Origin of the sequence: Aporhodopirellula sallentina SM41 (assembly GCF_000346505.1) — a bacterium.
GTDB lineage: Bacteria > Planctomycetota > Planctomycetia > Pirellulales > Pirellulaceae > Rhodopirellula > Rhodopirellula sallentina.
Genome location: NZ_ANOH01000383.1, coordinates 1 through 12,122 on the forward strand (window position 1 = coordinate 1; position 12,122 = coordinate 12,122).

At 55.4% G+C, this 12,122-nt stretch carries 7 protein-coding genes; 3 read left to right on the forward strand and 4 right to left on the reverse strand.

What is annotated here, in order from left to right:
- The 3 genes from RSSM_RS33945 to RSSM_RS24770 form a co-directional block, all read left to right on the forward strand.
- On the forward strand, nt 1–2,100 hold a 2,100-nt coding region (locus RSSM_RS33945; RefSeq protein ID WP_044303591.1), incomplete at its 5' end, for a caspase family protein.
- A 244-nt stretch (nt 2,101–2,344) separates the two neighbouring features.
- Entirely contained in the window at nt 2,345–4,537 is a 2,193-nt protein-coding gene (locus RSSM_RS24765) for a CHASE domain-containing protein (protein ID WP_008686364.1), read from the forward strand.
- Nucleotides 4,538–4,587: 50 nt separating this feature from the next.
- The gene (locus tag RSSM_RS24770) at nt 4,588–4,992 is read left to right on the forward strand and encodes a response regulator (protein ID WP_008686365.1); all 405 of its coding nucleotides are present in this window, start codon (nt 4,588–4,590) and stop codon (nt 4,990–4,992) included.
- A gap of 251 nt (nt 4,993–5,243) precedes the next feature.
- Here RSSM_RS24770 and RSSM_RS24775 read toward each other — a convergent pair whose 3' ends face one another.
- The 4 genes from RSSM_RS24775 to RSSM_RS24790 form a co-directional block, all read right to left on the reverse strand.
- On the reverse strand, nt 5,244–6,008 hold the full coding sequence (locus RSSM_RS24775; RefSeq protein ID WP_236621361.1) for an endonuclease/exonuclease/phosphatase family protein: 765 nt from the start codon (nt 6,006–6,008) through the stop codon (nt 5,244–5,246).
- A 450-nt stretch (nt 6,009–6,458) separates the two neighbouring features.
- Nucleotides 6,459–7,946, reverse strand: a complete 1,488-nt coding sequence (locus RSSM_RS24780) for a hypothetical protein (RefSeq protein ID WP_236621362.1) — start codon at nt 7,944–7,946, stop codon at nt 6,459–6,461.
- A 472-nt stretch (nt 7,947–8,418) separates the two neighbouring features.
- Complete coding sequence (locus tag RSSM_RS24785; protein ID WP_008686368.1) at nt 8,419–10,197, reverse strand: hypothetical protein; 1,779 nt, start codon at nt 10,195–10,197, stop codon at nt 8,419–8,421.
- Between the two features lie 171 nt (nt 10,198–10,368).
- A complete protein-coding gene (locus RSSM_RS24790; RefSeq protein ID WP_008686369.1) occupies nt 10,369–12,039 on the reverse strand; it encodes a sugar ABC transporter ATP-binding protein in 1,671 nt (556 codons plus the stop codon).
- Nucleotides 12,040–12,122: the final 83 nt, after the last annotated feature.

Sequence of the window (12,122 nt, forward strand, 5' to 3'; positions counted from 1 at the left end):
CCACGTGGCAAGAGCTGGTTGATACGGCTCAATCAATCGTTTCAAGGAACGTATTCGACCCATTGCTTTCTGTTTGCTGCCGATGGCTTTACTCCTGTCGGAATCGCGATCGGGACTGAAAACGTTAATAGCATTTTCGTGTACGCCTTGACCGGCAACACGTTGGCGAACTCCGGCGATTTCGCGCCGCCAATGCTGCGTTGGTTTCGCGATCACACCGGGACGATCACGTCGTTGATCCCGTCCAAGGACGGGGACGCCCTCTTCAGCAGCGCGGCCGATGACACGATAAAACTGTGGCGGTTGTCAGGACTGTTTGATGACGATCGCTCCGGTGCAGTTGGTGGTAAATTCGAGAAGTCGTCATTTTGGGGATGTGAGTTTGCCGTCGAAGGCGGTGACGTGATTGTTCGCAACATCGATCCGGAGGGAATCGCGTTTGCCCGTTCGCTGCGAGCCGGCGACCGGATTATTCGGATCCAGGGGTACGATGAAAGAAACCTCAACGCGATCCTCGATGCTCAGGCGGGGACGCAGGCGGCGGGCGAGATCCTGGCAACGCTCAATCGCGTTTCAGTGTTGCGGCAGAACCTCATCCACGCTCAGTCGGCCGGTCCTAACGGAGAGGACGAGACGAAGAGATTCATCATTCGTCCTTCCTGGGAACCCTTCCTGACCGCGTTTGCCAATGAGAGCGGCGAGTGGGCGATTTGGCATCCGAGCGGTTTTTTCAACGCGTCCGCGGCCGAGGGTGGCAGTTTGTTCGAGTGGATGATCCTTCGCGGTGCGGACCGGCCGCCGAGATTGGTCGAAGCTGGTTTCTTATCGAAAACGTTTGAACGACCTGAGACGATTCGCAAACTGTTGTCTGGGGTGAGCATTGTTGACGCCGTCGCCGGCGCGTTTTTGCCGGACGGGTATTTGGCCGCGGCGATCGAATCGGTTCCCGAAGTCACCATCCTGACGCCGGAGATTGGTCGCTCGCTGTCTGCCGATAATGTGAGCACCGTTACCGCGATGGTGGACTATGGCAACGCCGATCCGGATGCCTACGACGTGCGGGCGAGTCTCGATGCCGCCCGGCTTTCGGAACCGAACGTTGAGGTTCTCGCGGGCAACCAGTATCGCTACTCGTGGGAGGTGACCGCGTCAGGGCGAATGAATCAGATTGAGGTAGTCGTCAAAGAACGCGGCGGCGCCTTGGTGAGCTACTACGCGTCCGATGTGGCCTACCGTCGTGGCGACACGGATGCGAAATCACCGTATCAATTGCACGTGTTGTCACTCGCCTCGGAAGACTACAGCGGACCGATTGCGAACCAACGTAACGGCTTTGGCCGTTTGGAATATCCGATCGACGACGTTGATGCGGTCGTGAAATCGTTGCGGGAAAAACAGTTCGCCGGTTTAGGGCACTACCAACTCGGTCACGTCCGTGAATTGAGAGATGACGAGATCACCCCGGCGTCGGTGGGCACGGAAATCAATCAGCTCAACGGAAAGCTGCGGGGCGAAAATATCCGGCAGATTTTGATCGTGTACCTATCCGGGCACGGAACAACGATTGACGGAGAGTACCACTACGTAACGACCACGAGTCGTTCTGCGGACGAGGCTGAGTTGCGACGCAGTTCTCTGCCCTGGTCGTTACTCGACCGAGCCGGCGGGCCCGATACGGAAGTCATCTACATGATCGATACGTGTCACAGTGGATCGGCGGTCGATGCCAAGAGCAGTATCCGTGATCCCCTGCGCAGCGGTGGTGTGGTGATCGCCGCGGCGAGCGGTCGAGAATCGGCGAAGGAACTGGCACCTCTGGAGCATGGTTGTTTCACTTATTCGGTTTTGGCTGCCCTCGATGGGGATGCCGATGGGGCCGGTGCCGCCACTGAAGGCAAAGAAGCGCATGGTGGGGCGAATTCGGGCGATGAAGATCGATCCGGGGACTCGAACGCAGACGGGGTGGTGAGTTTGAGCGAGCTGGTCTCTTTTGTGCGGGATTTTGTTGGTCAACTCACCGCGGGTGAGCAAAAGCCAACAATCGCCCCACTTCGCTTGTCAAAAACGCTGCAGCTCGATCTCGTCCGAACGGCACCGTAGGGGCATCACCCAATAGGCGGCTTCGCCAAAAGACAGCGGGCCTTTGCCGGCCCGCTCCTCTCGCGACCGGCGGCGAGTCCGGCAATCGCGGAAACGTATGGTTGTGGCTGTTCTTCTGCGACCGTAGGTTTGCGTGTTAGGATCCAGACGAAAATCCAGGTTGGCTGGCTCGTCTCGGTCGATTCTGTGTTTGTCGGGGCCCAAAAAGTCAACTTTACGCAACGCTTTGATGCGGAACGCATCCATGATCCATTCCACCAAAAGAACCGACGTCCGAGAGCGACTGCGTCGCCGCGGCACGTTTCAGTGGATTCATGCGTTGGTCGTGGTGCTTTCGATCGGGCTGACGCTGTTTGCGTGGAACTATTCGCGTCAGCAACTGCAGTCCAAAATCCAAATCCAATTCGATCGTGAGGTCGAACGGGTTGTGGGTTTGGTCATCGAGCGAATGCAAAAGTACGAAGAGGCACTTTTGGCCGCGGCGGCATTTCTCGAAGTCGATGAACGAGAGATCGAGAAAGACCGGTGGCGAAACTATGTCGATCAAATTGACATCGGGGAACGTTACCCGGGGATCAACGGACTCGGTGTGGTGCTGGCAGTGCCTCGCGATCAACACGATTCGTTCGTGAAGACGCAACGTCGAATGCATCCGGAATTTCGGATCTACCCGGAACACGATCAACCGACGTTGTGGCCGATCACACAAATTGTGCCCGAGGGACCCAACGCGGCGGCGATCGGGTTGGACATGGCTCATGAAGACAATCGTCGGGAAGCGGCGACCAAGGCGCGTGACACCGGACTGAGTCAGGTGACCGGGCCGATCATTTTGGTGCAGGACGAGCAACGGACGCCGGGCTTTCTGTTCTTTACTCCGTTCTACGAATTGGATTTTGACTCCAAAGCCGAACTGCGCTCCGTCGAAGAGCGACAGCAGCATTTTCAAGGTTTGGTTTACGCACCGTTTCTGGTTCGCAATCTGATGCGTGGCACCATGGAGAAGGAGAAACGCTCGCTCGGGATTCGCATCCGGGACGGCAGCGATGTGTTGTTTGACGAGCACAATGAATCCGAGCCCGCGTTTGATCCCGACCCCATGCTCACCAAGGAGGTGACCATTCCTGTTTATGGGCGTTTGTGGACGTTTGATGTTTGGTCAGACTTGTCTTTTCGTCGCAACGCGACATCGTCGCAACCGCAAACAATCCTTTGGGCCGGGTTGTTGATCGACTCGTTGTTGATCGGGATGTTCCTGTCAATCTCTCGGGCCAGCCGCCGGGCGTTGAAGATGGCCGATGAGATGACGCGAGGTTTGCAGAGCGTTTCGTTGGCGACCAAAGCGAACCGGATCGGGATTTGGGATTACAACCCGGTCGATGGATCCTTGCAGTGGGACGATGCGATGTTCGACCTCTACGGGGCTCAACGGGAGAATTTCAGTGGTGCGTTCGATGCATGGAATGAACGAGTGCATCCAGACGATCGCGAGCAAGCGAGCGCGGCCGTCGAGAAAGCGCTGCTGGGAGATACGAACCTCGACATCATGTTTCGCGTCATCCACCCAGACGGCTCGATCCGATATCTCGGCGGTCAGGCGGTCGTCTTTCGCGACGAGTCCGGTAAGGCTGTTCGCATGCTCGGTGCGAACACGGACCTCACCGAACAGATGAAAATGGTCGATGAACGTCGACATCACCTTCGCGAGATCGCGAGGGCAAACGTGGACCTCAAACGCAGCAACGATGAACTCGCGCAGTTCGCCTACGTCGCATCTCACGATCTGCAGGCACCACTGCGAAGGATCGTTTCTTTGTCAGACTTGTTGCGCGAAGAACTCGGTGATTCGCTCTCGGGTGACGCCAAGATGTTCATGGGGCAAATCGAATCCAGCGCGGTGAGCATGCGTGATTTGATTCGTGATCTGTTGAGCTATTCGCACATCGAGTCGGAGAAACGGCCGCTCGTTCGATGCGATGTGCAATCCATTGTGACCGCAGCGGTTGAGCAATTGTCTGAAGTGATTGCCGAATGCGATGGTGATGTGAAGTGCGACGCATTGCCGTCTGTTGAGGCGGACCCGCAGCAATTGAGTCAACTCTTTCAGAATCTGATCGGCAACTCGCTGAAGTATCGTGGTGATTCTCCGGCGCGTGTGCATGTTTCAGGAGAGACGTTTGACGATCGCATTGAATATACCGTTGCCGACAATGGGATCGGAATCGCACCCGAACACCGTGGGCGGGTGTTTGGTGTCTTTAAACGATTGCACGCGGAATCGGAGTATCAGGGCAATGGGATCGGTTTGGCAATTTGTAAGAGAATTGTGGACCGGTTGGGTGGACGAATTTGGATCGACGATTCCAAACTCGGTGGTGCCGCTTTTCACATTTCGATTCCAATTAATGTAGACTCCGAAGTCTCTGATTCTCGATGAAACGATGCTGAAGCGATTGCCTCAATGACTCGCCCGCCTGGAACCTCCCGATGAAGAAACCGATTCAGTTAGTCATGTTGGTTGACGATAGCAACCTGGACAACATGATCCACACTCGCATTCTGAAGAAGTCTGAGTTGGTCGAGGAAATCATTGCGTTTGAGTATGCCGAGGAAGCTCTCGAGCATCTCAAAACCAAAGATCATGGTGTGGATGTTATTTTCCTTGATATCAATATGCCTCGCATGGATGGGTACGAGTTCCTCGAGAACTATCACAAACTCCCTGAATCACAGCGGGCAAAAACATTGGTCATGATGCTGTCCACATCGAGTCGTCCGGGAGACGCCGAACGCGCCAAGAAATTCCCTCACGTGATTGATTACCACTCCAAACCGCTCGAGCTCGAAACGATCAAAACGCTCGCCCGGGCGCACTTTGACGGGGACTGCTAAGGACGCGTTGAATGTCTCGTCGAGAGCATTTGGGAATCTGACGTGTCCGATGCCCCGTCGCTGAATTCGCCCAAATTCAGGCCACCGAAGTTTAGCGACATCCTTTTTGAAAACGCTCTCGTAGCTCATCCCAACTCTCTTTATGGGTGGTGGATCTTGTGAAAGATCCTTATGCAGCAGGATCTTTCACAGGATCCACTACCGCCTACCCGATAACCAAGCCAATTTTGGTCCTCCGCAGGTTGTTCTCTCTACTGAGCCTTCGGGATAGACGCTTCTTTCGGAGAATGTGCCATCGATGGTTGGTCAACGGGAGAGATGGTGACGGCGACGCTACGGTGGTCCGACCCGCAATCTTCACCGATTTGGTAGTCGTGATAGGTTAGGTCTTTGCTGATCAGCACGTGGTCGATCAGCAGTCCGAGTGGAAAGAGCGGGCGTGCGTACCAGGTCGGTAGGATCTCACACACTGACGCGGCGCGCTTCAATTCCGCCGTCGCGAGAAGGTCGGTGAAGTTGGCGTTCCAAGGTGTCAGGTTCAAATCGCCAACGAGCACGGTCGCTCGATCAGTCTGCAAGCTGTCTCGAATATGCTCGGCCAATTTTTGAAGTTGTCGGTTTCGGTTTTGAAAGTTTGCCTGACCGATCGGTGGGATTGGGTGCGTGGCGATCATCCGAAAATGATCAAACTCGACTTCCAAACTTGCCGGTGTGCCTGACCACTGCAGCGTTTGAACGGATCGGATCGGCCAGCGGGATAGGATACCGATACCAAAGTTATCACCGGCACGCGCCTGGAACGTTTGGTGCGGATGCGACTCTTTCAAAGCATCCTGCAATCGCGTCGCCAGTGCCGGTGTCAATTCGATTACCGCGATGACGTCCGCGTTGGTATTTTGCAGATCGGCGAGGATGGATTCATGCCGGTTGTTTGCCGCGAGTACGTTGGACGACGCGATGCGAACGGCGTTGATCGTGTCGGGCTGCTGTTGGCCGGAAAACGAGCCCAAATTCATGCACCACAAATTGCATAACAGCAGAAAACCGGCCGATCCCACGACCCTCCATCGACGAAACGCCGCCGCGATGATTAGCAGACCGAGAATCGCAAGGCACCCTTGGACCCGCAGATTCGCAGCGGTATCACAGATCCAATGGGTTCTCGCAAAGCCCGCGACCACTGTTGCGCCAATGAGAATGGCGCAGGTTGTCCAAAGGAATGCATCGACCGGTTTAGGAAGGGAAGGCATTGGTCGGCGGAGTCATCGTGTTTGCATGTATGAATGAGAGCATCGTCGAAGAATGATGTGGGAAGTCGGGCCGGTTTCTAGCGGCCGATCCGAGTCCGTTCGGTGGGAACCGGACCCACATGATTTGTAATCCTTCTGCGAAGACCATGCACCATGACGTTTGAACCGTTTTGTGGGGTCACTGCCACTGACGGATTTTCGGTTGCCGTGCATTTCCTATTGCTCGGTTGAGAGAACCGGGGTTGTCGGTTCGGAATCGCTCTTGAACCCTGAGACGCCTTCTTTGAAGAAGTGGATTTTATCGATTCGGAAACCGCCCGATCGACCGCAAATCCAGAAGTAGTGATCGCCTTCATCGAGTTGGTAAACGGGCGTAGAAAAATGCCCTTCGTTCTTCGCCACCGAGCCGTAGTTGTCGTGCGTGGTGTGCCACGTGAACCCGGCGTCGTCGTCGAATTGTTGTTGGTTGATGGAATGGTAGGTTTTGCGAGTAATGCCGTAGGGATGAACTGGATTCAGGCCCATCAACGTCCAGCAATCATTCCATTTGTCTCTCTCGGGAGCTCCGCGGTGTGAGGAACGCAGCGCCATTCGGTATTTGCCTGGCGTGTGGATTCGCAGTTTGTAAACCAAGACGCCTTGGTGTTGGTGGCTGATCTTATTGATCCACGAAGGCATCCACCGGATGTAGCCGGTTCCACTGAAACCCGGTTCTTTGTTTTCCACCTTCCACTGGTCCGTCAGTGGCACGTCTTCGGCTTCGATGACGAGTTTGCCGTCGACTTCCTCGAATGTCTTTTGAGTTTTGGGTGGGGTGACTTTAGGTGTGACACCCTGTGGCGCCGGTGGAGTATCGGACGTGCCGTTTTGATTCGGAATAATATCACGTCCGAACCACTGTTGCATCTCAGGGATCGTTACGGATTCGTCATCGCCGTTGATTTGGAGCAACCATGTGAGCATGCCTGTGTCGGAGACGTCAGGCTTGCCCGCGGCAATTCGTTCGTAGACCCAGTTCAGGTTTCGGTCGGCGTGTTCTTTGAGCCAGGCGAAGTCTTCGATGCTCGAACCTTTCAGGCCGCTGCCATTGTTGCCATTTTGGTCTTTGATTCGGAGGTATCCGATGTTGGGGACGAGGGTTTGAATATCATTCCAATTGCGATGCCATAATCGAGGTTTGAAGTACTCGTTGTAGTCGTGGTGTGAGACGATCTTTACGTGTTGACGCGCGTCGGCGTTGGCTGCGGCCAACGCCCGGTAGATCAATTCCATCGGCCCGCCGGCAATCAGATACAGCGGATCGGCCGCGGTTGATCGATTGATTTCCATCGCGAGGTGCGACACGGCTCCTTCGGGATCGATTGACGCGTCAAAGAATCGATCTCGATCGAATCCCCATCGAGATTGTCCTCCCATGGCGCTTTGCCACATGCGGTTCTGATCCGGATCGATCTTTTTGTATTCGAGAAAGTTGTTGAAGTCGTAGTGGACCAGGTTTTCTTGCAAGCCGGCTTTGGCAAGGACGGCGAGAGTCATTGGAGTTGCGCCGACATCGTCCGCGTCCGCATCAGGATTGCCGTCCGCGCTGATGGCGATGCGATTGTTTGAGGTCCACGGCGACGTTTCAGCACAGACTTGCATCAACGGGCATGAGATAAAGACAGTAAGGAAAGCTAAGTGTATGTACTTTGCGTGTGTCATCATTGCTGTTTGTCTCCAAACGGTAGGCGTGGTGGGGATTCGGTAGGGGGAGACGTTATCACATAAGGCGATGGTGTTGGCTACCTGTACAACGATAGGTTGAGGGCCAATTCAAGAACCTTGTGAGTTGAATTTCTGGCGGATGTTGGCTTTGGTAGCCCGGGTCACAGTTGGCCTGTGACACGAATCACACGTTTCAGCCGCGGCTAGAGCGTTTGGGGATTTGACGTGTCCGATCCTTGTAGCTGAATTCGATAGTGGTCAGGCCACCGAAGTCTACCGATATCGGCTACATCACTTTCAATCGTTCTACTGCCGATTGAGTGGTGATTTCTCTGAGAGGGCATGTCGCCGCGTGGATTGCATAAAAAAACGCCGGTGTTCCTGAGAGAACACCGGCGTTTCAGATTCGTTGTATTGATCGGAATTCGTTTCCCGCGTTGGGATCAGATTCCGTCAATCATCGGCGGAGTGGTTAGCTTCCGCAGCCGCATCCAGCGGCAGGAGCAGCAACAGGAGTTGCGACGGCAGCCGAGCCGCATCCGCATCCAGCCGATCCGGCAGCAGCCGATCCGCCCGAGCAACCGCCCGAGACAGGAACTTCAACCGTTTGTGGGACCATGACGGTCTTGGTGACTTGAACTTCTTTTTCAACCTGAACCGGAACGCAGACGGTGTAGTCTTCGGTCTTGGCTTCGGTGACTTGTTCCATCACGGTGACTTCGTAAGGAACTTCTTCGGTAACGGTGTCGAACTCGGTGACGGTGTATTCACGAGTCTTTTCTTGAGGCACCATGACGGTAACGGTACGTTGACGCGTTTCGGTCGTCATCGAAGTTTGTGGAACCATACGGGTGCGTGTTTCAGCAACCATGGTCGCGACGTTCTTGCTGCGAGTGCGAGTTTCGGTTTGGCAGCTCGTCTTGTTGACAAGGCGAGTGCGTTGTTCCATCCGAGTCTTAGTGACTTGGTACTCTTGAGTGCGTTGCTCTTGACGGCAACGTTTCACAGCAATTTGACGCGTGCGGGTTTCCATACGGGTCTTGGTGACAGGCACGCTACGAGTGCGAGTTTCGGTACGGCAACGGCGAACGTTGACCATCCGGGTGCGGGTTTCGCAGCGGTACTTGGTGACCGTCACAGGACGCGTGCGAGTTTCGCTACGGCACTTGGTGACGTTGTACGTGTAAGGCTGCTCGACCTTTTGAGTCGTGTAGGTCGTGTAAGGAACTTGTTCGCAAACAACGTTGGGGACCCAAACCTTGCGAGTAACGGTGGTGGTGCATCCGCCGCCACAGCTGCTGCCACATCCGCATGAGTCGCTGCAGCAACCGCACGAACCGCATCCGCCGCACGAAGACGAACCGCAACCGCCGGCTGCAGGAACTTCTTCGGTGACACATTGGTAGCTGCCCATGTCTTTGCTGACAGTGCGATACTTGGTCACTGGAACACGTTGGCAGACGGTACGAGTACCGGTCATGGTTTCGGTGTAAGGAACGCTAACGGTGTAGCTGACTTCTTTGGTTTCGGTGTAAGGAACACGAACGGTGTACGTCTGAGCGACTTGTTCGGTGTAAGGAACCTGAACCGAGTAAGTTTGTTCAACGTTCTCGGTGTAAGGAACGCAAACGTTGTAGCTCTTCTCAACCATTTCGGTGTAAGGAACGTTCACGGTGTAAGTGCGAGTCGCCGTTTCGGTGTAGGGAACACACACGGTGTAAGGGACTTCGACTTGGGTCGTGACGGGAACTTGAACCGAGTAGGTTTCTTCGACGACTTCGGTCTTTGGAACCATGACGGTGTAAGTTTCTTCGACTTGCGTCGTGACAGGAACTTGAACGGTGTAGTCCTCTGTCTGCTCGGTCGGCACCATGACGGTGTACGTTTCCGACTTGGTTACTTCGCGTGGCACCTGTTTGGCAACCGTGCGAGTGCGTGTTTCGGTGCGTGGAACACATTTGACAACGTTGTAAGTACGTTGACGCGTTTCTTGTTTCATTTCCGTAACAGTCACTGTTTGTGTTTCAGTGATTTGTTGTGGAACCATGACGGTTTGGGTCGTCATGACAGGGCCGCAGCCGCCATCGCTGACGATTGCGGGACCAGCGGATTCGCCGGCGAGCGTGTCAGAGCATCCGCCACATGCGGGTGCGGGAGCAGGTGCGGACGATCCGCAGCAGTCGGCTTGAGCGACAGAACCGTACGATACGGCTGTCAAAGCGACTGCGAAGGTCAAAGACAGTTTCTTCACAGGGGTTTCCTTTGAGGGACAGACAATCGGAACGTCTTCCGACGGTCCGAGCAAACTAGAAGGTGTAACGAAAGCTAGTTTGGGGGGCATACCTGTCCACTATTCCCCGGGAAGCCCGTTCGAAAAACCGCAGTGACCCTCAAGTTTTTCCGTTGATGCGGTCTGTACCGATTAGCCTCCGAGAGCGTCTGACTCATTGATCGCCGCGGCGAGCAAATCATGTTCGGTCCACTGGGCGGTTTCGCGAATCTCAGTGAGCCTGCCGGTTGCGAAAACGCCGATCCGGTCACAAACGCCGAGCAATTCCGGTAAGTAGCTGCTGACGAGGATAATCGCCTTTCCCGCCGCGGCGAGTTCACCGATTTGCCGGTAGATGACGCTTTTGCTGCCGATGTCGATCCCTCGTGTTGGTTCATCGAGCAGAAGAATATCGCAGTTGTGGTGTAGCAGTCGTGCCAAGGCGATCTTCTGTTGGTTGCCGCCGGACAACTCCCCGATTGGTTGATTCGGCGAGGCGGCTTTGACGTCGAGGTTCTTCATCCACTGCTCGGTCGCTCGAGACATCGCGGACGAGGAAAGCAGTCCGGTCCGCCGATAGGCGTCCAAGCGAGTGGCGGTGAGGTTGTCGGTAAGGCTTCGCTGCAGGAAAAGGCCTTCGTTCTTTCGATCCTCTGAAACAATCCCCATCGAGTCATGCGACCAACTGAGATCCGGGCGACGTGGTCCCGTCGATCGGTCGTTGTTGTCTCGCCTCGCGATTCGGACACTGCCACCCGTTAACGTGTCGAGACCGAAGATCGTTCGAAGGGTTTCGGTTCGTCCCGCGCCGATCAAGCCGGCGAATCCCAGAATCTCGCCGTAGTGGAGTTCGAAGCTGACCGATTGCGGTCCATCCGCCGATTGGAGTTGGTTTACTTCGAGAGCGACATCGCCACGAGTGTGGGTGAAATGCGGATACAGGTCCGACATTTCGCGGCCGACCATGTACCGGATGATGTCTCCCATCGGAACGGGCGGATTCTCGTCGATGTCCTTTTCGTTTTTCGATTCGGTCTGCTCGTGGGGTGAGTCGGAATCGGCGGGGGAACTGTCTGTCGTTGGCATTCGTCCTGTGGCAACGGTTCGTCCATCGCGTAGCACGGTAAAGCGGTCGGCGATGCGTTCGCACTCTTCGAGAAAGTGACTGATGTAGAGAACGCTGACACCGGACTGGCTGAGCCGATTGATAACATCGAAAAGTCGTTGGGTGTCCACTTGAGTCAAACTGCTGGTGGGTTCATCCAGGATGAGCAGTTTGAGTGAGTCGGAAATGTCATCGGACGAGCTAACCGACGACGTCACAATTGCTCGTGCGATCTCGACCATTTGTTGTTCGGCGAGCGATAGTTTGCTGGCGGGGCGATCGAGCGGTAAATGAGAGCAGTTCAGTTTCGCGAGTGCGTCGGTTGCCAGGCGACGTTCGGAGTCGCGATCAACCCATCCGATGCCGCGAGCGAGTTGACCGAACGCGGACCGGGCGCGGACCGGTTCTCGCCCGAGCATGATGTTTTGGCAGACGGTCAGGTCCGGGGCGAGGTTGAGTTCCTGATAGATCATCGCGATGCCGGCGGATTGGGAATCGCGTGGGCCGGCGAAACGGGTGAGCGATCCGTCGATTCGGATCTCGCCGCGGTCGGGTTGGTGGGCGCCGCTGAGGACCCGCATTAAGGTGCTCTTGCCGGCCCCGTTTTCACCGATGATCGCGTGGACCTCTCCGGGGCGGACGTGCAGGTCGACACCGTCGAGTGCGCGAGTGGCGCCGAACGTTTTATGGATGTCGTGGAGTGAGAGTCGAGGAATCATCCGAAAACCGCGAGAAAAAACTGAATTGACATATCGTGACCTTCCGATATATTGACAGGACAGGAGACGACTCGTAGGAAACC

Excerpts from the sequence above, each read along its gene's own strand:
- RSSM_RS24765 (WP_008686364.1), top strand. The coding sequence starts at position 2,345 with ATGATCCATTCCACCAAAAGAACCGACGTCCGAGAGCGACTGCGTCGC.
- RSSM_RS24770 (WP_008686365.1), top strand. The coding sequence starts at position 4,588 with ATGAAGAAACCGATTCAGTTAGTCATGTTGGTTGACGATAGCAACCTG.
- RSSM_RS24775 (WP_236621361.1), bottom strand. The coding sequence starts at position 6,008 with ATGAATTTGGGCTCGTTTTCCGGCCAACAGCAGCCCGACACGATCAAC.
- RSSM_RS24780 (WP_236621362.1), bottom strand. The coding sequence starts at position 7,946 with ATGATGACACACGCAAAGTACATACACTTAGCTTTCCTTACTGTCTTT.
- RSSM_RS24790 (WP_008686369.1), bottom strand. The coding sequence starts at position 12,039 with ATGATTCCTCGACTCTCACTCCACGACATCCATAAAACGTTCGGCGCC.